The organism is Photobacterium sp. HL06 (assembly GCF_059552575.1).
This window is the reverse complement of the sequence record NZ_CM183914.1, coordinates 690,768-717,148: the sequence shown is the minus strand read 5'-3', so window position 1 is coordinate 717,148 and position 26,381 is coordinate 690,768. Positions and strand designations below refer to the sequence as shown.

The 26,381-nt window shown below is 49.0% G+C and carries 21 protein-coding genes, 4 tRNA genes and 3 rRNA genes; 9 read left to right on the top strand and 19 right to left on the bottom strand.

The window, feature by feature from the left end; genetic code table 11:
• Positions 1–255: 255 nt before the first annotated feature.
• The 13 genes from AC51G0_RS03520 to gmhB form a co-directional block, all read right to left on the bottom strand.
• Positions 256–332: transfer RNA gene (locus tag AC51G0_RS03520), tRNA-Trp, on the bottom strand.
• A 103-nt stretch (positions 333–435) separates the two neighbouring features.
• Positions 436–512 (bottom strand) — tRNA-Asp (locus AC51G0_RS03515).
• A gap of 93 nt (positions 513–605) precedes the next feature.
• Positions 606–721, bottom strand: a 5S ribosomal RNA gene (gene rrf / locus AC51G0_RS03510).
• Positions 722–962: 241 nt separating this feature from the next.
• Positions 963–3,853: ribosomal RNA gene (locus AC51G0_RS03505) — 23S ribosomal RNA — on the bottom strand.
• A gap of 327 nt (positions 3,854–4,180) precedes the next feature.
• Positions 4,181–4,256 (bottom strand) — tRNA-Ala (locus AC51G0_RS03500).
• Between the two features lie 43 nt (positions 4,257–4,299).
• Positions 4,300–4,376: transfer RNA gene (locus AC51G0_RS03495), tRNA-Ile, on the bottom strand.
• A 74-nt stretch (positions 4,377–4,450) separates the two neighbouring features.
• Positions 4,451–6,003 (bottom strand): 16S ribosomal RNA (locus AC51G0_RS03490).
• The 16S, 23S and 5S rRNA genes sit together here with 4 tRNA genes alongside, the layout of an rRNA operon.
• A gap of 380 nt (positions 6,004–6,383) precedes the next feature.
• On the bottom strand, positions 6,384–7,223 hold the full coding sequence (locus AC51G0_RS03485; RefSeq protein WP_496300701.1) for an ABC transporter ATP-binding protein: 840 nt from the start codon (positions 7,221–7,223) through the stop codon (positions 6,384–6,386).
• A gap of 50 nt (positions 7,224–7,273) precedes the next feature.
• Complete coding sequence (locus AC51G0_RS03480; RefSeq protein ID WP_496300700.1) at positions 7,274–8,140, bottom strand: ABC transporter ATP-binding protein; 867 nt, start codon at positions 8,138–8,140, stop codon at positions 7,274–7,276.
• A gap of 18 nt (positions 8,141–8,158) precedes the next feature.
• Positions 8,159–9,994, bottom strand: coding sequence for an extracellular solute-binding protein (locus tag AC51G0_RS03475; RefSeq protein WP_496300699.1), 1,836 nt, complete (start codon positions 9,992–9,994; stop codon positions 8,159–8,161).
• A 24-nt stretch (positions 9,995–10,018) separates the two neighbouring features.
• Positions 10,019–11,059, bottom strand: a complete 1,041-nt coding sequence (locus tag AC51G0_RS03470; protein WP_496300698.1) for an ABC transporter permease — start codon at positions 11,057–11,059, stop codon at positions 10,019–10,021.
• A gap of 4 nt (positions 11,060–11,063) precedes the next feature.
• Positions 11,064–12,089, bottom strand: a complete 1,026-nt coding sequence (locus tag AC51G0_RS03465) for an ABC transporter permease subunit (protein WP_496300697.1) — start codon at positions 12,087–12,089, stop codon at positions 11,064–11,066.
• 226 nt (positions 12,090–12,315) lie between these two features.
• Positions 12,316–12,870, bottom strand: a complete 555-nt coding sequence (gene gmhB, locus AC51G0_RS03460) for a D-glycero-beta-D-manno-heptose 1,7-bisphosphate 7-phosphatase (protein WP_496300696.1) — start codon at positions 12,868–12,870, stop codon at positions 12,316–12,318.
• A 324-nt stretch (positions 12,871–13,194) separates the two neighbouring features.
• Between gmhB and metN the strand changes: the two genes are divergently transcribed.
• The 3 genes from metN to AC51G0_RS03445 all read left to right on the top strand — a co-directional run bounded on the left by metN (position 13,195) and on the right by AC51G0_RS03445 (position 15,791).
• Positions 13,195–14,229 (top strand): methionine ABC transporter ATP-binding protein MetN, encoded by a 1,035-nt coding sequence (gene metN / locus AC51G0_RS03455; protein ID WP_496300695.1) that lies wholly within the window; start codon positions 13,195–13,197, stop codon positions 14,227–14,229.
• A complete protein-coding gene (locus tag AC51G0_RS03450; RefSeq protein WP_496300694.1) occupies positions 14,219–14,905 on the top strand; it encodes a methionine ABC transporter permease in 687 nt (228 codons plus the stop codon). The genes metN and AC51G0_RS03450 overlap by 11 nt, the downstream gene beginning before the upstream one ends.
• A 70-nt stretch (positions 14,906–14,975) precedes the next feature.
• Entirely contained in the window at positions 14,976–15,791 is an 816-nt protein-coding gene (locus tag AC51G0_RS03445) for a MetQ/NlpA family lipoprotein (RefSeq protein ID WP_496300693.1), read from the top strand.
• 72 nt (positions 15,792–15,863) lie between these two features.
• Here AC51G0_RS03445 and ykgO read toward each other — a convergent pair whose 3' ends face one another.
• Both ykgO and AC51G0_RS03435 read right to left on the bottom strand, forming a co-directional pair.
• Complete coding sequence (ykgO, locus tag AC51G0_RS03440) at positions 15,864–16,004, bottom strand: type B 50S ribosomal protein L36 (RefSeq protein WP_496300692.1); 141 nt, start codon at positions 16,002–16,004, stop codon at positions 15,864–15,866.
• Position 16,005: 1 nt separating this feature from the next.
• Positions 16,006–16,269 (bottom strand): type B 50S ribosomal protein L31, encoded by a 264-nt coding sequence (locus AC51G0_RS03435; protein WP_496300691.1) that lies wholly within the window; start codon positions 16,267–16,269, stop codon positions 16,006–16,008.
• Positions 16,270–16,397: 128 nt separating this feature from the next.
• Between AC51G0_RS03435 and tsaA the strand changes: the two genes are divergently transcribed.
• The 6 genes from tsaA to AC51G0_RS03405 all read left to right on the top strand — a co-directional run bounded on the left by tsaA (position 16,398) and on the right by AC51G0_RS03405 (position 21,950).
• A complete protein-coding gene (tsaA, locus tag AC51G0_RS03430; protein ID WP_496300690.1) occupies positions 16,398–17,102 on the top strand; it encodes a tRNA (N6-threonylcarbamoyladenosine(37)-N6)-methyltransferase TrmO in 705 nt (234 codons plus the stop codon).
• A gap of 132 nt (positions 17,103–17,234) precedes the next feature.
• Entirely contained in the window at positions 17,235–18,950 is a 1,716-nt protein-coding gene (locus tag AC51G0_RS03425; RefSeq protein WP_496300689.1) for a proline--tRNA ligase, read from the top strand.
• Between the two features lie 398 nt (positions 18,951–19,348).
• Entirely contained in the window at positions 19,349–20,473 is a 1,125-nt protein-coding gene (locus tag AC51G0_RS03420; protein ID WP_496300688.1) for a patatin-like phospholipase family protein, read from the top strand.
• Between the two features lie 94 nt (positions 20,474–20,567).
• Positions 20,568–21,422 carry a GGDEF domain-containing protein gene (locus tag AC51G0_RS03415; protein WP_496300687.1) on the top strand — a complete coding sequence of 285 codons (855 nt, stop codon included), beginning with the start codon at positions 20,568–20,570 and terminating at the stop codon, positions 21,420–21,422.
• A gap of 133 nt (positions 21,423–21,555) precedes the next feature.
• Positions 21,556–21,762, top strand: a complete 207-nt coding sequence (locus AC51G0_RS03410; RefSeq protein ID WP_496300686.1) for a YaeP family protein — start codon at positions 21,556–21,558, stop codon at positions 21,760–21,762.
• Positions 21,762–21,950: a DUF4250 domain-containing protein gene (locus tag AC51G0_RS03405; protein WP_496300685.1), complete on the top strand. Its 189-nt coding sequence runs from the start codon at positions 21,762–21,764 to the stop codon at positions 21,948–21,950. The genes AC51G0_RS03410 and AC51G0_RS03405 overlap by 1 nt, the downstream gene beginning before the upstream one ends.
• Before the next feature lie 90 nt (positions 21,951–22,040).
• On the opposite strand, the gene AC51G0_RS03400 is transcribed toward AC51G0_RS03405, so the two are convergent.
• From AC51G0_RS03400 to accA, 4 genes are all read right to left on the bottom strand, one after another.
• Positions 22,041–23,252: an aromatic amino acid transporter gene (locus tag AC51G0_RS03400; RefSeq protein ID WP_496300684.1), complete on the bottom strand. Its 1,212-nt coding sequence runs from the start codon at positions 23,250–23,252 to the stop codon at positions 22,041–22,043.
• Between the two features lie 248 nt (positions 23,253–23,500).
• The gene (locus AC51G0_RS03395) at positions 23,501–23,812 is read right to left on the bottom strand and encodes a c-type cytochrome (RefSeq protein WP_496300683.1); all 312 of its coding nucleotides are present in this window, start codon (positions 23,810–23,812) and stop codon (positions 23,501–23,503) included.
• Positions 23,813–23,916: 104 nt separating this feature from the next.
• The gene (gene tilS, locus AC51G0_RS03390) at positions 23,917–25,236 is read right to left on the bottom strand and encodes a tRNA lysidine(34) synthetase TilS (RefSeq protein WP_496301862.1); all 1,320 of its coding nucleotides are present in this window, start codon (positions 25,234–25,236) and stop codon (positions 23,917–23,919) included.
• A 136-nt stretch (positions 25,237–25,372) separates the two neighbouring features.
• A complete protein-coding gene (accA, locus tag AC51G0_RS03385) occupies positions 25,373–26,332 on the bottom strand; it encodes an acetyl-CoA carboxylase carboxyl transferase subunit alpha (RefSeq protein WP_496300682.1) in 960 nt (319 codons plus the stop codon).
• Positions 26,333–26,381: the final 49 nt, after the last annotated feature.

Below are 26,381 nucleotides of genomic sequence, written 5' to 3'. Positions count from 1 at the left end.
GTGGACCGGGCTGGCATTCCAGAGATTCGAAAGCTTCGCCCCAACACGCGCTGTTTTGGTATTAGGGGAATCCGCTGCTCTGCCAATTGGAGCTACAAACGAAAGGCTCCAGCATTTCTTCCGGGACGCGCAGTCTAGAGCCTTGAAGGTGGCAGGGGTAGAGAGATTCGACCGGGCTGGTGATCCAGCTCCCACATCGCTTCGCAGAAGCGACAAATGAAAAAGGCTCCAGCATTTCTGCTAGAGCCTTGAATGTGGCAGGGGTAGAGAGATTCGAACTCCCAACACGCGGATTTGGAATCCGCTGCTCTGCCAATTGGAGCTATACCCCTGTAGTTATTTTAAAGACTTAACTCTGTCTGAATAAGTGGCGGAACGGCCGGGCTTGCGTACAAGCGGGACTCATTCGACCGAAGGGCGAACCCTTCAAATAAGTGGCGGAGCGGACGGGACTCGAACCCGCGACCCCCGGCGTGACAGGCCGGTATTCTAACCAACTGAACTACCGCTCCACTCAATTCTGAGCAACAAATAAAGTCTTATGGTCGCTGCTTTATTTGTTTTTGCTTTCATCTTTTTTTAAAAAGATGAAAACCTATGTTAAAGCCTGGCGATGTCCTACTCTCACATGGGGAGACCCCACACTACCATCGGCGCTATTACGTTTCACTACTGAGTTCGGCATGGGATCAGGTGGGTCCATAATGCTATGGTCGCCAAGCAAATTCTTTTGAATACATTCCGCTGGCTATAAAGCCCGCTAGCTGTGTTAAGTTGCTCTCTCGCTCAGTCATTTAGCAGGCTAAACTCCTTCGCTCGACTCACAACTTGTCTTGCTATCGAACTTTATCCCGGCGCTACCTTAGGTAGGCGGAATATCTTCATAATCTGGGAAAGTTAACTAGTGTTCTCGCGCTTACATTCAAGCGTTCGTGGAGTCCAAAAAACCCCTTGGGTGTTGTATGGTTAAGCCTCACGGGCAATTAGTACAGGTTAGCTCAATGCCTCGCAGCACTTACACACCCTGCCTATCTACGTCGTAGTCTCCAACAACCCTTTAGGATACTTAAAGTATCAGGGATGACTCATCTCAGGGCTCGCTTCGCGCTTAGATGCTTTCAGCGCTTATCGATTCCGAACTTAGCTACCGGGCAATGCTACTGGCGTAACAACCCGAACACCAGAGGTTCGTCCACTCCGGTCCTCTCGTACTAGGAGCAGCCCCCTTCAATCATCCAACGCCCACGGCAGATAGGGACCGAACTGTCTCACGACGTTCTAAACCCAGCTCGCGTACCACTTTAAATGGCGAACAGCCATACCCTTGGGACCGACTTCAGCCCCAGGATGTGATGAGCCGACATCGAGGTGCCAAACACCGCCGTCGATATGAACTCTTGGGCGGTATCAGCCTGTTATCCCCGGAGTACCTTTTATCCGTTGAGCGATGGCCCTTCCATTCAGAACCACCGGATCACTATGACCTGCTTTCGCACCTGCTCGAATTGTCATTCTCGCAGTCAAGCGGGCTTATGCCATTGCACTAACCTCACGATGTCCGACCGTGATTAGCCCACCTTCGTGCTCCTCCGTTACTCTTTGGGAGGAGACCGCCCCAGTCAAACTACCCACCAGGCACTGTCCGCACCCCCGATAAGGGGGCGACGTTAGAACATCAACACTACAAGGGTGGTATTTCAAGGACGGCTCCACCATATCTAGCGACATGGTTTCAAAGCCTCCCACCTATCCTACACATGTAGGGTCAATGTTCAGTGCCAAGCTGTAGTAAAGGTTCACGGGGTCTTTCCGTCTAGCCGCGGGTACACAGCATCTTCACTGCGATTTCAATTTCACTGAGTCTCGGGTGGAGACAGCGTGGCCATCATTACGCCATTCGTGCAGGTCGGAACTTACCCGACAAGGAATTTCGCTACCTTAGGACCGTTATAGTTACGGCCGCCGTTTACCGGGGCTTCGATCAAGAGCTTCGACCGAAGTCTAACCCCATCAATTAACCTTCCGGCACCGGGCAGGCGTCACACCGTATACGTCATCTTTCGATTTTGCACAGTGCTGTGTTTTTAATAAACAGTTGCAGCCACCTGGTATCTGCGACTCCCAGTAGCTCCATCCGCAAGGGACTTCACCGCCAGGAGCGTACCTTCTCCCGAAGTTACGGTACCATTTTGCCTAGTTCCTTCACCCGAGTTCTCTCAAGCGCCTTGGTATTCTCTACCTGATCACCTGTGTCGGTTTGGGGTACGATTGCTTACAACCTATCGCTTAGAGGCTTTTCCCGGAAGCATGGCATCAATGACTTCATCACCGTAGTGACTCGACATCGGGTCTCAGCCTTAAGATGGTCCGGATTTACCTAAACCATCAGCCTACACCCTTGAACCAGGACAACCGTCGCCTGGCCCACCTAGCCTTCTCCGTCCCCCCATCGCAGTTATAAGCAGTACAGGAATATTAACCTGTTTCCCATCGACTACGCCTTTCGGCCTCGCCTTAGGGGTCGACTTACCCTGCCCCGATTAACGTTGGACAGGAACCCTTGATCTTCCGGCGAGGGAGTTTTTCACTCCCTTTATCGTTACTCATGTCAGCATTCGCACTTCTGATACCTCCAGCAAACCTTACGATTCACCTTCAACGGCTTACAGAACGCTCCCCTACCCAATGCAGTAAACTGCATTGCCGCAGCTTCGGTGTATAGCTTAGCCCCGTTAAATCTTCCGCGCAGGCCGACTCGACCAGTGAGCTATTACGCTTTCTTTAAATGATGGCTGCTTCTAAGCCAACATCCTGGCTGTCTGAGCCTTCCCACATCGTTTCCCACTTAGCTATAACTTTGGGACCTTAGCTGGCGGTCTGGGTTGTTTCCCTCTCCACGACGGACGTTAGCACCCGCCGTGTGTCTCCCGGATAGTACTTACTGGTATTCGGAGTTTGCAAAGGGTTGGTAAGTCGGGATGACCCCCTAGCCTTAACAGTGCTCTACCCCCAGTAGTATTCGTCCGAGGCGCTACCTAAATAGCTTTCGGGGAGAACCAGCTATCTCCAGGTTTGATTGGCCTTTCACCCCTAGCCACAAGTCATCCGCTAATTTTTCAACATTAGTCGGTTCGGTCCTCCAGTAAGTGTTACCTCACCTTCAACCTGCCCATGGCTAGATCACCTGGTTTCGGGTCTAATCCTAGCAACTGTACGCCCAGTTAAGACTCGGTTTCCCTACGGCTCCCCTATACGGTTAACCTTGCTACTAAAATTAAGTCGCTGACCCATTATACAAAAGGTACGCAGTCACACCACGAAGGTGCTCCTACTGCTTGTACGTACACGGTTTCAGGTTCTATTTCACTCCCCTCACAGGGGTTCTTTTCGCCTTTCCCTCACGGTACTGGTTCACTATCGGTCAGTCAGGAGTATTTAGCCTTGGAGGATGGTCCCCCCATGTTCAGACAGGATATCACGTGTCCCGTCCTACTCGATTTCACTAAGAGCGCGCTGTCGGCTACGGGGCTATCACCCTTTACTGCTGTGCTTTCCAGCACATTCGCCTAACATGCAACTAGCTTAAGGGCTAATCCGGTTTCGCTCGCCGCTACTGCCGGAATCTCGGTTGATTTCTGTTCCTCGGGGTACTTAGATGTTTCAGTTCCCCCGGTTCGCCTCGCTACGCTATGTATTCACGTAGCGATACTGGCTTATGCCAGTGGGTTTCCCCATTCGGAAATCCCAGTCTCAAGTGGCTTTTACTGCCTAAACTGGGCTTATCGCAAGTTAATACGTCCTTCATCGCCTCTGACTGCCAAGGCATCCACCTTGTACGCTTAGTCACTTAACCATACAACCCCAAGGAGTTTTTTATTTTCACTTTTCAAAAAAGTGAAGACAAAAGCGTATGGTCAACAACCAAGGTTTGTGTCTCTCCTTCTCTACATGAAAGAGCAGGGAGACATTGGTTTTTCGCCGGACTCTACACAAGACACTTGAATGTGTTTGCTTGAGAACTCGTTCTTCATAAAGAAGAACATTTTAATTCAATTGTAAAAATTGAATTTACTAGTCAGCTTTCCAGATTGTTAAAGAACATGTGTTGACCTTCGAAAAGGTGTCCACTTTTTAAAAGTACTATATATCTCTGTCTTTCAAGAGAAGTACGTTTAAAGAGTGGTGGAGCTATGCGGGATCGAACCGCAGACCTCCTGCGTGCAAGGCAGGCGCTCTCCCAGCTGAGCTATAGCCCCAACGTATTAAAAAGACTGTCACACACTTTCTTTGGGAAGAAAGTGGTGGGTCTGAGTGGACTTGAACCACCGACCTCACCCTTATCAGGGGTGCGCTCTAACCACCTGAGCTACAGACCCAAGTCTTTTCACGTTCTTTTACATTTTAACCAGGCAATCTGTGTGGACACTGCATAAAACAGCAAGTCTTTAGGTAAGGAGGTGATCCAGCCCCAGGTTCCCCTAGGGCTACCTTGTTACGACTTCACCCCAGTCATGAACCACACCGTGGTAAACGCCCTCCCGAAGGTTAAGCTATCTACTTCTGGTGCAGCCCACTCCCATGGTGTGACGGGCGGTGTGTACAAGGCCCGGGAACGTATTCACCGTAGCATTCTGATCTACGATTACTAGCGATTCCGACTTCATGGAGTCGAGTTGCAGACTCCAATCCGGACTACGACGTACTTTGTGGGATTCGCTCACCATCGCTGGTTGGCAGCCCTCTGTATACGCCATTGTAGCACGTGTGTAGCCCTACTCGTAAGGGCCATGATGACTTGACGTCGTCCCCACCTTCCTCCGGTTTATCACCGGCAGTCTCCCTGGAGTTCCCGCCATTACGCGCTGGCAAACAAGGATAGGGGTTGCGCTCGTTGCGGGACTTAACCCAACATTTCACAACACGAGCTGACGACAGCCATGCAGCACCTGTCTCAGAGTTCCCGAAGGCACGAAACCATCTCTGGTAACTTCTCTGGATGTCAAGAGTAGGTAAGGTTCTTCGCGTTGCATCGAATTAAACCACATGCTCCACCGCTTGTGCGGGCCCCCGTCAATTCATTTGAGTTTTAATCTTGCGACCGTACTCCCCAGGCGGTCTACTTAACGCGTTAGCTCCGAAAGCCACGGCTCAAGGCCACAACCTCCAAGTAGACATCGTTTACGGCGTGGACTACCAGGGTATCTAATCCTGTTTGCTCCCCACGCTTTCGCATCTGAGCGTCAGTCTTTGTCCAGGGGGCCGCCTTCGCCACCGGTATTCCTTCAGATCTCTACGCATTTCACCGCTACACCTGAAATTCTACCCCCCTCTACAAGACTCTAGTCTGCCAGTTCAAAATGCTGTTCCGAGGTTGAGCCCCGGGCTTTCACATCTTGCTTAACAGACCGCCTGCATGCGCTTTACGCCCAGTAATTCCGATTAACGCTCGCACCCTCCGTATTACCGCGGCTGCTGGCACGGAGTTAGCCGGTGCTTCTTCTGTCGCTAACGTCAAGGCATGCAGCTATTAACTACACACCCTTCCTCACGACTGAAAGTACTTTACAACCCGAAGGCCTTCTTCATACACGCGGCATGGCTGCATCAGGGTTTCCCCCATTGTGCAATATTCCCCACTGCTGCCTCCCGTAGGAGTCTGGACCGTGTCTCAGTTCCAGTGTGGCTGATCATCCTCTCAGACCAGCTAGGGATCGTTGCCTTGGTGAGCCGTTACCCCACCAACTAGCTAATCCCACCTGGGCTAATCTTAGCGCGAGAGGCCCGAAGGTCCCCCTCTTTGGCCCGTAGGCATTATGCGGTATTAGCTATCGTTTCCAATAGTTATCCCCCACACTAAGGCATATTCCCAGGCATTACTCACCCGTCCGCCGCTCGCCGCCCTTAACATCCCCCGAAGGTTCAGTTAAGTCGCTGCCGCTCGACTTGCATGTGTTAGGCCTGCCGCCAGCGTTCAATCTGAGCCATGATCAAACTCTTCAATTAAAGTTTTGTTGGTCTTTCGACCGGCTCAATGAATACTGATTGAACATCAACAACTAGAAGCTAGTTGTGATATTCGAATTGACTGTGCCGATATTTCTATCGTTTTGGTCACTCAGTTCATTGATAAATCTTTTGACTAATCATTTCACGAGTGCCCACACAGATTGCATGGTCAAATTGTTAAAGAACAAACTGATTCGTCACCGGCTAAGTTGCCGTGCTCCGTGTCAGTGAGGTCGCATTATAGAGAGTTCGATCGCATTGGCAAGGCCGATTTTAAAAAAAACGTCACACAACAGATCAACCGAACAAACTTTAGCCAGGAGAGGGGAAATAGCCCATTTTGAAAGCAGAAGAAGCACCGCATTCGTGCTTCTTTATCAGCAGGCAACATATTCAGTCATCGACCTGGGCTTTTTTCTTAAACGATCCCTTGGGTGGGTAACCGGTATCGCGGCTAGCAGCGTTTTGGTGTAATCGGCTTGTGGCGATTCATAGATGTCCTTAACCAAGCCGAGTTCAACGATTTTACCAAAATACATTACTGCCACTCGATCCGAGATGTGCTTCACCACTGACAAATCATGGGAGATAAAGATCATCGCTAAATCCATTTCTTTTTGTAGCTGAAGCAATAAATTCAATATCTGCGCCTGTACTGACACATCCAACGCCGAAACAGACTCATCACAGATGAGTAATTTGGGCTTTAACGCAATCGCACGGGCAATACCAATACGCTGGCGCTGCCCTCCAGAAAATTCATGGGGGTAACGGAGGATTGCGTCCTCAGGTAGCTCTACCTTAAATAGCAACTCCTTTACCCACTCTTTACGCTCTTCAGGCGTGCCTATTTTATGGATGATGAAAGGCTCTTCCAAAATCATACCAACGGTATGACGTTGATTGAGTGACTCCATGGGATCTTGGAATACAATCTGCATTTCTTTACGCAGTGCCCGCATTTTTTTAGGCGAAAGCTCCGTGATGTCTTTACCCTCAAAGTAGATCTTGCCGTCTGTAGGCTCATATAACTTGAGGATCGTTCGGCCTAGCGTACTTTTTCCGCAGCCAGACTCTCCAACCAAACCCAAGGTTTCCCCTCTTGCTACCGAAAACGAAACACCGTCAACGGCTTTGATAGCATAGCCCTTTTTAAAAATGCCTTTCCCGGAGACAAAGTATTGCTTGAGATGCTCTATACGAAGAATTTCGTCCATAACTGTATCCTTGATTTACCGAGCAGCTATCCCCTGCGCTCTGGCGAAGACTATCCTTTGAATTCCGGAAACAATGCCGTATTAAGAGGTTTAATTTCTATTGGCTGCTTTGGCTCATTATCCAAGCTGGGCATCAATCCCATCAGCCGCTCGGTATATGGATGCTGTGGATGGTCAAACAAGTCATAAACATCTGCATATTCCACTACCTTCCCGCCGTACATCACTGCAACATCATCACAAATCTCAGCCACCACCCCTAAATCGTGAGTAATGAAGAGCATTGCCATTCCGGTCTCTTCTTGTAATTCAATCATAAGATCAAGGATCTGGGCTTGTACGGTGACATCCAGTGCTGTGGTTGGCTCGTCACAAATGAGTATGTCAGGCTTGCAGGCCAACGCCATCGCTATCATGACACGCTGTCTCATCCCACCCGATAAATTGTGCGGGTACTCTTTCAGCCTTTTAGCCGGCATCGGAATACGGACCTTGGTCAGCATCTCTAATGAATAGGCTAACCTTTCTTTTTTACTCAACTCGGGACGGTGAAGCTCCAGTACTTCGTTTAGTTGCCTGCCGACAGAATGTACCGGATTTAACGCGGTCATCGGATCCTGAAAAATAATGGAGATACAATTTCCCCGCATGGCATACATTTCTGTCGCCGGAAGCCTTACCAGATCAGTTCCCCGGTATAAGACTTGTCCTCGGGTAATATAACCATAGGGCTTGGGTAGTAGCCCCAGTATGGACAGCGCAGTGACGCTTTTTCCACAACCAGACTCACCAACAAGACCAAGGGTTCGCCCCTTTCTCACATCAAAACTCACGCCGTGAAGGATCTTCACAACACCATCATCAGTCATGAATTCCGTTTCAAGATCAAGGACACTTAAAACCACATCAGAAGACATATACTTCCCCTTGCTGCATTACAGCTTATAAGTGTCATCGATGATCGTGACAGGCTCGAAAGCCCGGCCTTTCTTCATTGCAGCTTTAGTTTCTTTCTTGATGTTTACATCAATCCAAAAAGTACCCAGTTCCACCGGGTAGAAGATTGACTCTGTTTTCTTTGTCATCCCTGGAGTGGGGTATTTAACCCATCGCCAATGGGCTTCTCGGGTATAGGGAACCATATAGCCTGGCACAATAATATGGGCATCCGTGACCATCTTCTGGATCGTATGAGATATCTGATACCGCTTGGTCACATCAAACTCGGCTTTGAATGCTTCAATTTGGATATCCAGTGCCGGCGAGCTGTAATTGGTGTGGTTGTTAGTTTGAGGTTTCACATTCTTTGAATGTAAATACTCCCAGTAGGCGGGGATCTCCCCACCTCCCATATTCAAAAAGGCGAGGTCGTGTTTTTTCTCCAGAATATATTTAAAGGCAGCAGAGCCATCAACGAGGTTTAACGTCAGATCCAGACCTGCCTGCTTTGCTTGCTCTTTAAGATAGGCAATACGCGGTGACCAAACTTGGTAGCCGTAAGTGACAGCAAAACTTAGCCTCTGCCCCTGTTTATTAACACGAATACCATCGGCACCAATGGTATCGAAACCCGCTTTGGCAAAATATTGCGCGGCCAATTCAGGATTGAACTCTGGTGCCTTGTTATCCGCGCGGTCATAATCACCATGCCCAAAGCCCAGCCCGTGTGGCTTGCGGACATAATCCCCCCGCAGGACATTTTTAATCATACCGTCAAAATCAGTCGCATAAGTCAGCCCTTTTCGGATGTCGAGGTTATCCAGCAAAGGTTTGGCCGTATTAATCCACACTCCACCAGCCCCTTGAGTAACTTGGTTGTAGCCCCAGAATTTATGAATGTACCCTTTCTGGTAAGGTTGGCTATTGGATTTGTCATGCCAGAGCTGCGGCAACACTAAGGCAAACGTATCTAAATCCCCTTTTTCAAAATGCTTGCGAGCAATATCATTGTCACGGATCACCCGAAGCCGAATTTTATCTACGTTGTAACGATTCTGATAATAGCGGTTTTCATAGCCCCACCAGTCCTCACCTACGTGTTTAAAGGTAACGCTTTTCCCTTTTTTTACACTATCAAGGAAATAGGCCCCCGCCGTCGGCTCACTCTTAAAATTATATTTGCGAACGAAATTATCATCGATGCCATCCTTATTATTATCCGTACTTGGCTTAAAGAAATGTTCAGGGCGGGGTTGCAGGCCGTTACTGGGTAAATTAACCATCACCATTAGCTCATCATTACTTTTAGCTGTTTTGGCAACAATGGCAATCGTATGCTCATCATACTTAATCACCGTATCGATAGAATTGGTGAAAAAGTCGTTATACCAAGGATCAATGATGTCTTTCGAGCGGTAGTATTTCAGCATAAACAAGTAGTCATCAGCTGTAATAGGCTCACCATCAGACCACTTTGCGTTGGCATTTAATTTGAAATAGACCGTTTTAAAGTCATCTCCAAATGCCCAGGCCTCAGCGAGCTGGGGAATCCATTTGCCGGTGTTGGGGTGCCTTGCTGCCAACTTAGGCGTACCATCCATAAAATAATGTCGCAGGCCTGAATTGGCGTCTGGGCCGACACTTCGCAATGTTTGCGGGAAGCTCGCCATAAAAGAGCGGAACGTACCGCCTCGTTTAGCCTGTTCGGATGCAAATAAGGGTTCATTCATATTAGAAACCCACTCCAGCCCTTTAGGCAACGTACTCGCATTGGCGATACCGCTTAACCCCAAGATCACTGACAATACGGCAAGCTTTAGACTCTTATCCATTTTCACATCCTGTGTTAGCAGAAATTAAATGTAGCGAGTGAACTTCTTCGGATCGAAAGCCGCCCGAATAGCTTCGCCAATAAATGTCACCATGATTAAGACTAGTACGATAGCCGTTACCACAGAGGTAACGATCCAGGGGGAATCTAAATTAGATTTCCCCTGCTGCAACAGCTCTCCCCAACTTGGAGTCGGCGGCATTAATCCGAGCCCCAGGTAATCCAGCGCCGTTAGTGCGGTAATATTGGCGGCAATAGTAAACGGGGCCAGCGTCACGATCATCACCATGGTATTGGGAAGAATATGATGAAAAATGATCCTGGATGTTGATGCGCCAAGGGCTTTGGCTGCCATGACATACTCACGGGCTGACTCTTTATAGGTCATCGTGCGCATGTACCAGGTCATCCCCATCCAGCCAAACAGTACATTAATAGCAACAAACAGCGTGAAAGTCGGCTGGGTAATAGAGACTAGGATCATAATGACGTACAAAAACGGCACCATTGACCACACTTCAATGAAACGCTGCACCAATAAGTCGAATTTGCCACCAAAGAAACCCATCGCACAGCCAACAGCGGTTCCTATGGCATAGGAAATCACCATCGTGAGCAGAGCAAACCCCATCGCCGTTCTAAAACCGTAAACTAGGCGGGCAAGGATATCGCGGCCTATCACATCGGTGCCCAGATAATGCTTATCTTCAACGCTTGGCGCTGTCGGTGGGTAGTCGCCACTAAAATCCTGTTCGAACGGATCCCATGGCACTATCGGCATAATGACGAAATTACCCTTCCCTTGCGCTGAAAACAGCTGGCTCATCGCTTGATAGTCGGGTTCATTGCTGTAGCTAAAGCCAAAGTCAGTACCTGCCTTCACATTACTGAAAACAGGAAAGCTATAGCTTCCATTGTACTTAACCACCAGCGCTTTACTGTTTATCAGCAGTTCGGCAAACAGAGATAACACCAGCAGCAAAGACAACATGACAAAGGACCAGTATCCACGCCTGATCGCTTTGAAGCGCTTTATTTTTTTGATGGTTAAGGGATTCAGTGTCATCCGTTCACACTCCAAACCGCACCCGGGGATCAACCAACGCCACACAGATATCCGATAAGATATTCCCGATCATCAACATCGCCGCATTAATGGCAACAATCCCCATCACAACGGGATAATCACGCTGCATGATCGACTCGTACCCCAGCAAGCCAATCCCGTCGATATTAAAGATAACCTCAATCAGAAAAGAGCCCGTCATAAAGAACAGCAATGAGTTGCCGAAATGACTCGCTATCGGGATCAAGCTGTTGCGAAGCGCATGCCGACGAACTGCAGAGCGAAAAGGCAGCCCCTTTGCAATGGCCGTTCGAATGTAGTCTGACGACAGGTTTTCCATCAGGTTGTTCTTCATCGTCATTGTCAGGGTAGCGAAATCACCAATCAAATAGCAGATCAGGGGGAGTACAGCGTGCCAGAAAAGATCCGTGATTTTTTCAGAGAAGGTTTCATAATCTTCAAAATCCTCACCAACAAAGCCCCCCATTGGAAACCATTCCAGGTGATAGCTGAATAATGTAATAAGCAGTACGCCGACCACATAACCGGGCAAGGCATAGCCAACAAAAATAAGAATGGAAGAGCCAGAATCAAAGGCCGAGCCGTGCTTAACCGCCTTGTAATACCCCAATGGGATTGAGATGAAATAGCTAATGAAAAAAGTCATTCCACCGTAAAACAGCGAGACGGGAAGCCGTTCCGCAATCATCTCTGTCACCGGCTCGTAGTAGCGTGTCGATTCACCGAGATCAAGGCGGATCAGCTTGCTCAGCCATTCCCAATAAGCTTGATGAACCGGTTTGTCCAGGCCATAAAATGCATTCAGCTGGGCGAGCTGATCGTCGGATAGTGCAGAGCTGCCGCCCGCCGCTGTCATCGCAGCAGCCCCCTCGCCCTGGAACTGCATATTCGCCAGCATTCGCTCGACAGGCCCCCCGGGGACCAAGCGGGTAATCGCAAAAATCAGCACGGTAATGCCAAGAAAAGTCGGTATAACCAAGGCCATGCGATGCAAAAAGTACGACAGCATGTATCGACTAACTCCCTGTCTGGCTTCCTATCAATAAATATTCCAAGTAATTAAAAGATAGCAGCAAGAAAAGATTTCAGCTTTTTAATCAAGGCAGTGAACTGGGCAAACTATGCTCTGCCCGGGGAAATACAGGTATTAAAAAAGGCCGCTATGCGACCTTTATTGTTCGGGAACTGTTCGGGAACCGTTCAGGAACCGTTTGGGAGTGGTTCGAAGTATAAAATTAGCGAGATGCCAACCAACCCGGAACATCGGCGACACTGTCAAGTACCACACTCGCCAGGGCTTCGCCTTCTTCAGTCACAGGCTTACCGGTGCGCACCAATACTTTGGTACCCACTTCAGCAGCACCGGCCGCTTTCATGTCATCGGTCTTATCACCAATCATCACCGAATTGGCCATATCGATTTTCAAAAAATCACGGGCAGAGATGAACATCCCTGGCTTTGGCTTGCGGCATTCACAATCTTGCAGATAATCACCCTTGCCTTCTTTAGGATGATGCGGGCAATAATAGATGCCGTCAAACTCAACACCATTATCGACAAAATTCCAGTCCATCCATTCTGTCAGGGTCAGGAATTCATCTTCTGTGTACATACCTCGGGCAATCCCCGCCTGGTTGGTTACCAGAACAAGCAGATACCCCATTTCCTTGAATTTTTTGCACGCTTCAAAGACGCCTTCTACGTATTCAAAGTCATCGACGGTATGAACATAACCATGATCGACGTTGATCACGCCATCACGATCGATAAAAACTGCTGGTTTGGCCAAAAGTCAGCCCTCTGTCTATATATATTAAGGCAAATTATGGCATGGCTTCAGCAGGGATTCATCTGTTTATCACAATCCGCCGTTGCCCAGTCATGACTATTCGCAAATGGCCACAAAGCCATTTGGACGTCTAGACGTAAAAATATCTATTGACTTAGACGTCTAGACACCCTAGCATCAACAACAGATGCGATTAATAAACACTTTTCGCACAAAACAATGACAATGTAAATACAACAAATAGCATTACGATATACCAGTATTTACAAGCTTTTACCCTTGTAAAATTTGCCTTGGCAGCAGGTATACGGTTCAGGAAGTTCGATGATAGAAATAAATAGAGTAAATAAAGTGTTCTATCAGGGGGAGAAGGAAATCAACGCGCTGCGTGATATCAATCTGTCCATTGAGCAAGGCACCATCTTCGGCGTAATTGGCTCTTCCGGTGCGGGGAAAAGTACCCTGATCCGTTGCGTCAATCTGCTGGAAAAACCAACCAATGGTCACGTTATCGTTGATGGCATCGACCTAACCCAGCTTTCCAACCAGGAGCTGACGCTTGCCCGCCGCAAGATTGGCATGATCTTCCAGCACTTCAACCTGCTGTCGTCCCGTACCGTGTTCGACAACATTGCCCTGCCACTTGAACTCGCGGGCACAACGAAGTCTGATATCAAGACCAAGGTCAATGAGCTATTACAGTTAGTTGGACTGGCCGATAAAAGCGAGTCCTACCCGTCAAACCTCAGTGGCGGCCAAAAGCAGCGTGTGGCTATTGCCCGAGCACTGGCTTCTGAACCTAAAGTTCTGCTGTGCGATGAAGCGACCAGTGCCTTGGATCCGGCCACCACCCAATCAATCCTTGAGCTACTAAAAAAGATCAACCGCAAGCTGAACCTGACTATCTTGTTGATCACCCACGAAATGGACGTGGTGAAAAGCATCTGTGCGGAAGTCGCAATCATCGGTGATGGCGAGCTGGTAGAAAAAGGGCCGGTAGGTGAAATTTTCGCCCATCCAAAAACCGAGCTGGCACGTGATTTCATCCGTTCGACAATGGATTTATCCATTCCTGAAGATTATAAAGCGCGGCTTGTCGAGCAGCGCGTTGATAACAGTTATCCGTTGGTACGCCTTGAGTTCACCGGCGCATCGGTTGATGCCCCGCTGATCAGCCAGGTAGCCCGAGAATTCAACATTGATATCAGCATCCTAAGCTCCGATATGGACTATGCCGGTGGTGTGAAATTCGGCCTGATGCTGGCCGAGTTCTTTGGTACCGAACAAGCAGCAGAACAGGCCGTTGCCTTCCTTCGTGATCACAAAGTTAATGTAGAGGTATTGGGTTATGTTGCTTGAGTCTATTGCTAACTGGTGGCTGACCAACGAACGCCTGACCTACTTGCTGATTGATGCACTTGGTGAAACGCTGGTGATGGTATTTGCCTCTGGCCTGATTGGCTTTGCCATCGGTATTCCTGCCGGGGTTGCCCTTCACCTCACCAAAGATAATGGTTTGCTGGAAAACAAGGCGCTGAATAAAGTACTGGGTACCGTCACCAATATCGGCCGTTCCATCCCGTTCATTATCTTACTGGTTGCCATCATCCCGTTTACCCGTTTTGTCGTTGGCAGCTCTATCGGCACGGCTGCGGCAATCGTCCCGCTCACTGTCGGCGCAATTCCTTTTATTGCCCGCCTGGTTGAAGGAGCCCTGCTGGAAGTACCGACCGGCTTGGTTGAAGCGGCCCAGGCTATGGGGGCTACCCCACGCCAGATCATCAACAAGGTACTACTTCCCGAAGCACTGCCGGGCATCATCAATGCGGTCACAATTACCTTGGTGACCCTGGTCAGCTACTCGGCGATGGCCGGCACAGTTGGCGGTGGCGGCCTGGGTGATGTCGGTATCCGCTATGGCTACCAACGCTTCGACGGCACCGTCATGATGATCACCGTGGTCATGCTGGTCGTCCTGGTCCAAATCATTCAATCGGTCGGTGACCATTTGGTCAAACGAGCCGATCACCGCTAAGCAGAAAAAAACATTAACTAATAATTACCATCTAGTATTACGGAAAACCCCCGCTTTAAGGAGAAGTTACATGGCGTTTAATCTTAAGAATATTTTTGCCGTTGCAGGCCTGGCATCAGCACTTGTTTTAACTGGTTGTGGTGAAAAAGAAACCGCGGTCGATAACAGCAAGATTAAAATTGGGGTTATGGCGGGTGCAGAAGCCCAGGTGGCAGAAGTTGCCGCCAAGGAAGCCAAGGATAAGTATGGTCTCGATGTTGAGCTAATCACCTTCACCGACTATGTCTCACCCAATGCGGCACTGGAAGAAGGCTCTATTGATATTAATGCCTTCCAGCACAAGCCCTACCTCGATCAGCAAGTTACTGACCGTGGTTACAAGTTTGCCGTTGCCGGAAACACCTTTGTCTATCCGATTGCCGCTTACTCAAGTAAAATCAAATCAATCGACGAGCTGAAAGATGGCGACCAGATTGCAGTGCCAAACGATCCAACCAACCTTGGCCGTTCACTGCTACTGCTAGAGCAACAAGGTTTGCTGAAGCTAAAAGAAGGCGCAGGCCTAACAGCAACCGTACTGGATATTGTTGACAGCCCTAAGAACCTGAAAATTGTTGAACTGGAAGCTGCACAGCTACCACGCTCCCTTGACGATGTTCAGCTTGCGATCATCAACACAACTTACGCCAGCAGCATCAATCTGACGCCTGAGCGTGACGGTGTGTTTGTTGAAGACAAAGAATCACCGTACGTTAACTTAATTGTTGCCCGTGAAGACAACGTGAATGCTGAAAACGTACAAACGTTTGTTAAGGCCTACCAATCTGATGCTGTGTACACAGCAGCGCAAGATATCTTCCAAGGTGGCGTGGTTAAAGGCTGGTAATCACCAAACCTTCAGCTCCCTTATTAAGCAGCAAGCCCCTCCGTTGAGGGGCTTTTGTTTACCGTAAAACTATTATTTCTTTTTTACCCGGCCCTGTACCGCCTTGAAGCGGGGGGTTGACTTGCAAATCACATACACGCGTCCGCGGCGTTTCACTACCTGGCAGTCACGGTGACGGCTCTTGGCGCTTTTCAGCGAGCTCAGTACTTTCATCTTACTTTCCTTTCTTTCTGCCAAACTGACCAAAACGACGGCTGAAATTAGCCATCTGTCCCTCAGCGCTAACCACCCGCTGCTTGCCGGTATAAAACGGATGTGACGCAGACGAGACATCCAGGGTGAAATAAGGGTATTCCTTGCCATCCTCCCAGGTAATAGTCCGATCGGTTTTCAACGTCGAACCTACCAGGAAATATTTATCAACACTGGTGTCATGGAACACCACGGTACGGTATTCAGGATGGATACCTGGTTTCATTTTCTGAACCTCAACAAATCACCTTAAAGGCTATGTTATAACATAACACTTGATAATCATTCTCATCAAGTTTTCGTTTGCATTTTTATGGTATTTTCTGCGTCAAACCAACAGAGGCACTATTTCCGATGACCTATCAAATTGAGCCCGTGGGCATTATTCGATCCCCCTATAAAGAGAAATTTGCCGTGCCGCGCCAGCCAGGCTTGGTCCCCAGCGCACGCTCGGAAATCATCTTGCAGGGAGAAGCCAATGCCCTCGAAGCCGTACGGGGCCTTGAGCAGTTCAGCCACCTCTGGCTGTTATTTTTATTTGACCAAAACCTTGAAGCCGGATGGCGCCCTACTGTCCGCCCTCCACGCTTAGGTGGCAATGAGCGGATTGGGGTGTTTGCCAGCCGGGCCACATTCCGTCCCAATGGTATTGGTATGTCGGCGGTTGAATTCAAAGGGCTCCGCCAGGAAGGCAGCGATGTGATTATCGAGCTAGGCGGAGTTGATCTGGTCGACGGCACCCCGATTGTCGATATCAAACCCTATATCCCTTACTCCGACAGCCTGCCACTGGCCTCGGGAGGGTTTGCAAACGAGGAGCCCAATACCTTAAAGGTGTTCTTCACCGACAAGGCAGAGTCACAGCTGACAGGCCGCCAGTTAGCAAGGCAACGGGCCGTGATTGAAGAGGTATTGGCACAAGATCCCCGGCCAGCCTATAAAAAAGGCAAGCCCGACAGCAAGGAGTACGCTGTCCACTTATTCGACTACAATGTAAAGTTCACCGTCGATAACCAGAAAGTGACCGTCACCGCTTTGGACAAGCCGGTGGCAAAATAAAAAATTACGCGTCTGCCTGTTCCTTTTGGCGAACAGCCAAATGGCTGGTAGTATATACGGTTACCGCCTCTTTGAGCGGCTGGGGATGTCCCCATCACTTATCTAATTCATATCAACCAACGGATACCATCAATGCGTACCAGTAAATATCTTCTTTCAACGCTGAAGGAGACTCCAAACGACGCAGAAGTTATCAGCCACCAGCTGATGCTACGTGCAGGTATGATCCGTAAGCTGGCTTCAGGTCTTTATACCTGGCTACCTACAGGTCTGCGTGTTCTGCGTAAGGTCGAAAACATTGTTCGTGAAGAAATGAACAATGCCGGTGCAGTCGAAACGTTAATGCCCGTAGTTCAGCCCTCTGAACTTTGGGAAGAAACAGGTCGCTGGGACAAATTTGGCCCCGAGCTACTACGTATCGCTGACCGTCACGACCGACCGTTTGTACTAGGTCCGACTCACGAAGAAGTGATCACGGACATGGTTCGCAATGAAGTGAAATCTTACAAGCAGCTTCCTCTGAACCTGTACCAGATCCAGACTAAATTCCGAGACGAAGTTCGCCCACGCTTTGGTGTAATGCGTTCACGTGAGTTCATCATGAAAGATGCATACTCATTCCACCTGGACAAAGAAAGCCTGGTAGAAACGTACGAAACCATGCACCAGGCCTACTGCAACGTCTTCAGCCGCATGGGCCTGGATTTCCGTCCAGTACTGGCTGACACAGGTTCTATCGGTGGCAGCGGCTCTCACGAATTCCACGTCCTGGCAGAAAGCGGCGAAGACTTAATTGCCTTCTCGACTGACTCTGACTACGCGGCAAACATTGAGAAAGCAGAAGCCCTAGCGCCAGCTACTGAGCTGACTGCACCAACTGCAGAGATGACGCTGGTTGATACGCCGAATGCAAAAACTATCGCAGAGCTAGTTGAACAGCACGGTATCGCTATCGAGAAAACAGTCAAGACACTGTTTGTTAAAGCCTCTGACGAGGTTGAAGCAGATCTGGTTGCACTGATCATCCGTGGTGATCACGAGCTGAACGAAATCAAGGCTGAGAACCTATCTTGTGTTGCAGCGCCACTTGAGTTCGCAACCGAAGAAGAAATTCGTGCACTTGTTGACGCAGGTCCAGGTTCTCTTGGCCCGGTAAACCTACCAGTACCATTCATTGTTGACCGCTCTGTGGCGGTAATGAGTGACTTCGGCGCCGGTGCCAACATCGACGACAAACACTACTTCGGTATCAACTGGGGTCGTGACGTTGAACTCGGCCAGGTGGAAGATCTACGTAACGTGGTTGAAGGTGATCCAAGCCCATGCGGCCAAGGTACCCTACTGCTTAAACGCGGTATCGAAGTGGGCCACATCTTCCAGCTAGGTAACAACTACTCTAAGTCAATGAACGCTACAGTTCTTGGCCCTGATGGTAAAAACACCATCATGGAAATGGGTTGTTACGGTATTGGCTGTACCCGCGTTGTTGCCGCTGCCATTGAGCAGAACAATGATGACAACGGTATTATCTGGCCAGATGCTATCGCACCGTTCCAGGTTTCTATTGTACCGATGAACATGGCGAAATCGGCAGAAGTTAAAGAAGCGGCTGAAAAGCTATACGCTGAGCTGAGTGCTGCTGGTATCGAAGTACTCTTCGATGACCGTAAAGAGCGCCCGGGTGTGATGTTTGCAGATCATGAGCTAATCGGTATCCCGCACACAGTCGTTATCGGTAACCGCAGCCTGGAAAATGGCGAAATGGAATATAAAGACCGTCGCGCCGGCACCAAAGAAAGTGTTGCTGTTGCTGACATGGTTGAGTTCATTAAGCAGAAACTGGCTTAATTTCTACCAGAAACTCACAATTAAAAGCCTCCCTCGTGGAGGCTTTTTTATTTCCAGAAGAAGCCCCAAAGCGCGCATTTTCAACAGCTTTAGGTAAATACCCAAACCACTCCAAGATGCTCGTTCCAGCGAGAATGACTGGGCTGGTAGGCAAGGCGCGGGTTTGAAGACATAGTTGCTCTACGTCAAGAACCAGCAACGCAGTATTCCAGCCCAGTCAGCTCGCCCTTTGGGAGTGACCCAGCAAGCTCATTTCTATGTCAAATAATGTTGAAATGGGCCACCATTCCTAACATCATTTTCCTTGAACTGAACTTGCTGAAGTCACTCTGAATCCTGCATCTTGGAGTCGTTTGGGTATATAGTTAGGGTAATAAGGGAAATAGAGAAGTGCTTGAATGGCAAAGGATAAGCCAAAAATCAGCTTATTATTATCTGGCGGCGGAGCGCGTGCTGCCTATCAGGTGGGGGTGTTGAAAGCCATTGCCGAGTGGTACCCGCGCGTACACCACAGCCCGTTCAGTATCTATTCCGGTACTTCTGCCGGCGCTATCAATGTTACCTCTATCGCCAGTTATGCGTCCTGTTTTCGGCTAGGTGTCAAAAAATTGGAGTGGATTTGGGCCCACCTTCATAGTCGCCGAGTGTTCAGTGCCAGCTCATATGGAATGACAAGCTACCTTGCCAACCAATGGCTTGCTCGCCTGCAAGCCGATCACCATGAACGCCCACCGTTCGGCCTGCTAAATAACCGTCCGCTTCGCCAGCTATTGAATCAGGTCAATAACTACGAACGGTTGGAAAAACAAATCCTCGCAGGAAACCTGCACGGGATCTCGATCACCGTTTCCAGCTACAAAAGCGGTCAGTCCGTCAGTTTCTTTCAGGGGCAAAAGGAGTTAACGGAGTGGGATCGGGCAAAGTCAAAAGGACGCCGGGCACTGATCACCACCGAGCACTTGCTGGCATCGGCAGCTATCCCGCTGGTTTTTCCGGCCACCCGCATCGGGCAGGCTTATTATGGTGACGGTTCGATCCACCAGCTGGCTCCACTCCGTCCCTCGCTAAAAATGGGGGCCGATAAAATACTGATCATCGATTTAATCAACCAAAAGCTCAATGAAAGGGATCATACTAAAGCGCCCGGTTTAGCCGCCCTTGGCGGCCACCTGATGGATACCATTTTCAGCGACACCCTCACCGCCGATCTCGAACATCTGTCACGGACTAATGAACTGATACAGGCACTACCCTCCTCTGAACAGCAAAAGCTAGAGATGAAAACCGTCGAACCTCTCTACCTTTTTCCTAGCCAATCTTTTGAGCCCCTGGCGCAAAAATATTACTGCCATATGCCGCCAATGACCCGGGCATTGATGCGTCTTACCGGACTGAGTCCTCGAGATGATGCCGCAATCACCAGCTATATTTTATTTGAACCGGCATACATTAACGCTTTAATCGAGCTCGGTTATCACGATGCACTCGAGCAAGAAACGCCCCTGCGCAACTTTCTAAAATAAAATCAGTATTTTATTAATAAAAAAAGGTCCGAGGTGTTGAAATGGCTTAATAATTGCCTATAGTAAACAACTTCTCTTTTTTTTTGACGCTAATATGGATCCGACTCTCTGGAACAATATTTTTGCTGAAAATAGTAAACCAAGGGCAAAACCCCTTGGTGCTGACCAGCGCTTGCTGATCCTGCAAAAGCTCCAGGGGAAACTCGACCTCGGCTTACTTTTCGAAATATTTACCCGTGAAGTCGAAAAACAAATCGATATCAGCCGTCTTGTCTGGGATTTAGACGAAACCTCAACCCTGATCCGCCGTGGCAAGGCAAGCCAATACCGACAAGCCTTTATCCTGCGCTTTGGTGAGAATGAACTAGGCAAGCTGCAATACAGTACGCCCTACCCACTGGACAAAGACGAAATCAACCTGCTCCATACCTACCACCGCCTATTTGCTGGTCCATTGATGAATGCGATTGAATATCGGCGAGTCAAAAATATGGCGCTACGTGATTACCTGTCCGGCCTTGGCAACCGTAGTTGTTTTGAGCAAGATATTCTGCACGCCATCGCAATGAGTGAGCGCAGAAGCGTCGGCCTGGTGCTGCTGATGTTTGACCTGGATAACTTCAAACAAGTGAATGACCGTTTTGGCCACCTCGATGGTGACAAGGTCATCCGCCGTTTTGCGACTACCCTTAAACAAGCAGTCCGGGCATCCGATCGCTGCTACCGTATTGGAGGGGATGAATTTACCGTTATTCTCCAGCCGGCAACCGATAAATCAGCGTTACATGTCGCCAAGCGCGTTCAACAGCTAATGCACGATGATCCCACGTTGAGGACATTAAAAATCGGCTCTTCATGTGGCTTTTCCGAATATCAAAAAGGAGATACAACCACCACCTTAATCGATCGTGCAGACCGTCAGTTATACCAGCACAAGCGGAATAAATAACCACTTCCATCTACAAGCTTGCTTTGCCATATTCATTACCGACACCTCTGGTATAGTAATGCTATAGGCGTTCACTCCCTATAGGTTCTCACGCAGTGCCTATAGGGAGTTAACGAATTAAGAAGGAAAGAGCATGAAAGTCTATGAATGCTGCGAGCTGATCCGAATGACCTATGCCCAAATTGGTGGTGGCGAACTGGGCTATATCCCTAATGCTATTCACTGTGCAATCAAAACCTTGGATTACGTCGCCTCTAATGAAGATGTGCCGCAGGAAGTCAGGGAGCGGGCAGCATTTGCCGCGGCTAATTTACTGATGAGTGATCACGAGGACAAATAATGGACGTGAAAAGCTTTGAGACGATGGATCCCGTCATGCTGATGAGCATTGTCAACATGAAGCTCCGTGATGAGTTCGGTAACCTGGATAACTTGGTTAAGTACTACGGCATCGACAAAGAACAACTGGTCGCCAGGCTGGCAAAGGCAGGCTTCGACTACTTACCGGATGCCAAGCAATTCCGCTAAACCGACCCAACCTATCCCAACAAAAAACGGAAGCCAGGCTTCCGTTTTTTATGCGCTGATACAGGGTTCAGCACTTATTTCACCGTCAATCTAGCCTTTAAAGACAGGCAGCAGATCCGCCATCGCCAGTAAATGGAAGGCGGCTGTCAATACACCGAATGCGATCACCACATAAATCGTCACATTTCCCCCTGGTACCACAAAGCCTTCTTGTACCGGTACTCTTTGACGTAATGTTTTTGCCAACATCGCCGGGATAATACAGGTCCAAATCGTGGCAGCAGCACCGGCTAAACCAATTGCGGCGACAAAACCAAACGGTGCCACTAACGAGAACACCAATGGCGGAATAAACGTCACACCCCAGGTTTTTAGTCGTCCTTGCTTGGTATCGGCAAAGCCAAAGAAGTCAGCCAAGTAATCGAACACACCCAATCCAACACCAATGAAAGATGAGACAATCGCGGCAATGGAAAAGATATGCAGGGCTTGTTTAATGCTATTTGAATCGATGGCAGCTGTCAGTGCAGACATCAAGACATCCACGCCGCCACCAGCAGTCACAACTGGGCCAAACGCCTCACGTGGTAAATTGCCAAAAATACAGATCACCCATCCCAGATAAAACGTGAGGGCAATTAGAGTGCCGCAAAGAATCGCTTTTTTGGCACGGCGCTCATCTTGGTAGTAATCACGCATCGTGCTCACCGAATGATGGTAACCAAATGACGTTAACGCGACCGGCAATAGGGCTAACGCATAGGCCGAGTAAGGGGTTTCACCTTGGACTTGTGCAAACAAGACTGGCGCACTGATATGCGAAGCCAGCCCTGAAACACCCAGCACAAAACTAATGATCATAAAGAGAATCAACACAATGGAAATACGATCCACTGCACGGGTAGAGTGCAAGACAAAGGCCGAGCAAAATGCAACAAACAGGACGGAAGCCAATTCACGCGTGACACCTAGCATTTCACTGAAAATCATGCCGGATGTTGAAATATACGCATAAAGTAGAATTCCACCCACAAAATACAAAGATAAGTTATTGATAAGATTAATCTTGTTACTTAATACATCTTTGGTAACAGTATTAAACGACGCTTTAAACTCATAATGCTTAAGTGCTTCTAACAATAACCAGCCGGAAAGCGTCATCATGATCATAGTGAAAGAAATGGCGATCACACTCCATAACGTCCACGCACCCGCACCTGCACTTGGCAATCCAAGCATGCCTGCCCCAACACAAACACTGGCGATAATACACGCCCCCCCAAGTGTGGATGGTTTACTCATAATGACTCCTAGACAACGTTGATGTATCAGCGTGCTAGTACAATAATACCTACCGATTTTTTTATCAAGCACAGATAAACCAACTGGGTAAAGAATATACAGCCAGATGGAAATATTGCGTTACAGCGAAAGGGAGCGATTCCCCCATCAATAAAAAAAGCCGCTACCTGACTAAGCAGAGAGCGGCTCTTCTGTGCACCCAGTGACATTGAGTGCAAATCATGTAATTCAAAACAGAATCACATGATTTACTTCAATTGGGCATAATAAGCAGCAACATTGGCAATATCATCATCGCTAAGCATGGATGCCTGCGGCTGCATAACCATCGCCATGCCACCGGTGCGTTGTTTGTTTTTATAAGCCTTTAGAGCACCAACCAAGTATTGCTCATTCTGGCCTTTTAGGTTCGGGTAGCTCGGTATCATTGCGACACCATCAGCACCATGACATGCAGCACATACTGCTGCTTTTGCTTTACCAGCTGCCGCATCACCAGCAGCCATTGAAGGGGCAGACATCACTGTCGCTAACACTGCAATTGCAAGAACTTTCTTCATTGTGTCCTCTTATAATACTAATCTTATCCAAATACCCCGCGCACTCTTTAAGCATTACTACTTAAGGTGAGGGAGAGGCATTCAATAATTGTGCACTGTTTCCCCTAAAATTGCACATCAGATGCATCATTGTGCCACTCCAGGTCACAGTCCTGGCCACTAAACGCCTCAACAACAAATAACCCAGCAACAGCAGCAAGCTGATCACCATAGAAAATAAGTGGTATACGACGCCGATTCCAACTTGGGATCCCATACTCCTGAAAGAGCTTTTTCAGCTTACGCTTGCCACCCCTTCCAACCGGCTTAACCACGATCGCTTCGGGATCAAAGCAAACGGATACGGCCTCCCCTGGTTTTGGCAGGCGCAACTGACCATGCTCTGCGTTATGCAATATCACCGAGCCAAGGTTTTGCGGCAATAGGCAAGGTTCATTAAGCTGACAAGCCTGATGCCAATCGCTGATATCCGGCCATTGCTGTACCAAATACAGGCGCTGCTGATAACGCCGCAGTTGCACATTATTCCAGCACAACTGCGGGTTAGCATCCGGTTTGGCCAGCACGACGGCGTGCCAAATTTGCTCCAGCTGAGCCTTTGAAGGCATCAAAACCTCAAACCGGCCAAGCCACTGCCGGATCAATTGCTTGCCAATCCGCTCCGACCCCAACTCAGCTATCGACAAGCTCTGATCAGCACGCACCGCCTGCTCCAGCTTGTCGTGCAGTAGCTCTTGCAACAGAGCATCCTGCTCCCCGCAGAGTTCTGCACTACGGGCAACAGCCTTACGAATGCCGGGCCAACGCTGGATCAATTGTGGCGTAACCTTGTGGCGCAAAAAATTTCGGTCATAGCGGGTATCCTGATTGCTCTCGTCTTCAACCCACTCCAACTGGTGCTGCTGGCCATAGTGCTCGATTTCAACACGGGTCGATGTCAGCAAAGGACGCAAATGCGTACCACCAGCAGAAGGGGTACTTTGTGCCATTGCCGCCAGGCCCGCAGGGCCACTGCCGCGCTTGAGTGCCAGCAGTACCGTTTCAAGCTGATCATCGGCATGCTGGGCAGTCAGTAAAATATCCCCCGGACGAACATGCTTTCGCAACGCCTGATAACGTTGTTCCCGGGCTTGCTGCTCAACACTTATCCGGCTCCCGAGCGCCAAGGTAACCCGCTCTACCTGGCACTCAATTCCCTCCTGTTGAGCCCAGCCTATGCAAAGCGTACTCCACTCATCAGCATTCTGGCTAAGGCCATGATGAACATGCACGGCCAGGCATTGATGTTGCGGGTTGAGGCGCAGGTACTGCCCCATCAAGTGCAGTAATACCCGTGAGTCCAGCCCACCACTAAGGGCCAATACAAAGTGCCGAGGGGCATCACAATAAGACTGCAGGCTGGTGGCTAGCCGGGAGTAAAGCATCAAAGAGGATCTCTTGTCGGAAGTCGATGAACGGGTTGGCATTATACCAAATGCTGTCACTGGATGATTGACGAGTAGCCATAAAAAAGCGGGCCAACCAAGGTTGACCCGCTCTAAATCTATTGTTGCGTAAAGCTTAGCAGTAACCGTAGCTCATCAGGCGCTGGTAACGGCGTTCCAGCAGCGCTTCAGTATCAAGTGCTTCTAGCTCATCCAGGCTTGCCAGCAATTGTGCTTTTAGCTTTTCTGACATCGCCACAACATCACGATGAGCGCCACCCAGTGGCTCTTCAATGATATTGTCGATAAGCTCTAGCTCTTTCAGGCGCTCAGCCGTCATACCCATCGCTTCTGCAGCCTGTGGGGCCTTATCAGAATCACGCCATAGGATTGAGGCACAGCCTTCCGGTGAGATAACCGAGTAGGTCGAGTACTGTAGCATGTTGACACAGTCACCCACACCGATAGCCAGTGCACCACCAGAACCACCCTCACCGACAACGTTGCAGATCACAGGTACTGTCAAACCAGCCATTTCTTTTAGGTTAGTCGCAATTGCTTCAGACTGGCCACGCTCTTCGGCACCAACACCTGGGTAGGCACCCGCGGTATCAATAAATGTGATGATCGGCATCTTGAAACGCTCTGCCATTTTCATCAAACGCAGAGCTTTACGGTAACCTTCTGGTTTTGGCATACCAAAGTTACGCAATACTTTTTCTTTAGTCTCACGTCCTTTCTGGTGGCCAATGATCATCACTGGGCGGCCGTCAAGACGCGCAATACCGCCTACCAAAGCTTTATCATCAGCAAAGGCACGGTCGCCTGCCAACTCATCGAACTCCGTGAACATATGTTCAGCGTAGTCAAAGGTATACGGACGCTGTGGATGACGGGCTAGTTGGGCAACCTGCCATGCACCAAGATCACCAAAAATTTTCTTGGTTAGCTCCAGGCTTTTATTTTCCAGCTGTTCAATTTCTTTATCTAAATCAACCGAAGCTGACTCATCACGACGCGATACGTCACGTAGTGCTTCAATTTTTGCTTCGAGTTCAGCAATCGGCTGTTCAAACTCAAGGAAGTTCAGGCTCATACCACTTCAATCCTTTTGCTCACAATTATTTGGTCTTTGTAATAACTAT

Bases quoted from the DNA above. Each gene is read 5' to 3' on its own strand.
- AC51G0_RS03450 (WP_496300694.1), top strand. From the start codon at position 14,219: ATGTTGCTTGAGTCTATTGCTAACTGGTGGCTGACCAACGAACGCCTG.
- AC51G0_RS03425 (WP_496300689.1), top strand. From the start codon at position 17,235: ATGCGTACCAGTAAATATCTTCTTTCAACGCTGAAGGAGACTCCAAAC.
- AC51G0_RS03470 (WP_496300698.1), bottom strand. From the start codon at position 11,059: ATGACACTGAATCCCTTAACCATCAAAAAAATAAAGCGCTTCAAAGCG.
- tilS (WP_496301862.1), bottom strand. From the start codon at position 25,236: ATGCTTTACTCCCGGCTAGCCACCAGCCTGCAGTCTTATTGTGATGCC.
- ykgO (WP_496300692.1), bottom strand. From the start codon at position 16,004: ATGAAAGTACTGAGCTCGCTGAAAAGCGCCAAGAGCCGTCACCGTGAC.
- accA (WP_496300682.1), bottom strand. From the start codon at position 26,332: ATGAGCCTGAACTTCCTTGAGTTTGAACAGCCGATTGCTGAACTCGAA.
- AC51G0_RS03420 (WP_496300688.1), top strand. From the start codon at position 19,349: ATGGCAAAGGATAAGCCAAAAATCAGCTTATTATTATCTGGCGGCGGA.
- AC51G0_RS03410 (WP_496300686.1), top strand. From the start codon at position 21,556: ATGAAAGTCTATGAATGCTGCGAGCTGATCCGAATGACCTATGCCCAA.
- AC51G0_RS03475 (WP_496300699.1), bottom strand. From the start codon at position 9,994: ATGGATAAGAGTCTAAAGCTTGCCGTATTGTCAGTGATCTTGGGGTTA.
- AC51G0_RS03400 (WP_496300684.1), bottom strand. From the start codon at position 23,252: ATGAGTAAACCATCCACACTTGGGGGGGCGTGTATTATCGCCAGTGTT.
- AC51G0_RS03405 (WP_496300685.1), top strand. From the start codon at position 21,762: ATGGACGTGAAAAGCTTTGAGACGATGGATCCCGTCATGCTGATGAGC.
- AC51G0_RS03435 (WP_496300691.1), bottom strand. From the start codon at position 16,269: ATGAAACCAGGTATCCATCCTGAATACCGTACCGTGGTGTTCCATGAC.
- AC51G0_RS03415 (WP_496300687.1), top strand. From the start codon at position 20,568: ATGGATCCGACTCTCTGGAACAATATTTTTGCTGAAAATAGTAAACCA.
- AC51G0_RS03485 (WP_496300701.1), bottom strand. From the start codon at position 7,223: ATGGACGAAATTCTTCGTATAGAGCATCTCAAGCAATACTTTGTCTCC.
- AC51G0_RS03395 (WP_496300683.1), bottom strand. From the start codon at position 23,812: ATGAAGAAAGTTCTTGCAATTGCAGTGTTAGCGACAGTGATGTCTGCC.
- metN (WP_496300695.1), top strand. From the start codon at position 13,195: ATGATAGAAATAAATAGAGTAAATAAAGTGTTCTATCAGGGGGAGAAG.
- AC51G0_RS03480 (WP_496300700.1), bottom strand. From the start codon at position 8,140: ATGTCTTCTGATGTGGTTTTAAGTGTCCTTGATCTTGAAACGGAATTC.
- tsaA (WP_496300690.1), top strand. From the start codon at position 16,398: ATGACCTATCAAATTGAGCCCGTGGGCATTATTCGATCCCCCTATAAA.
- AC51G0_RS03465 (WP_496300697.1), bottom strand. From the start codon at position 12,089: ATGCTGTCGTACTTTTTGCATCGCATGGCCTTGGTTATACCGACTTTT.
- AC51G0_RS03445 (WP_496300693.1), top strand. From the start codon at position 14,976: ATGGCGTTTAATCTTAAGAATATTTTTGCCGTTGCAGGCCTGGCATCA.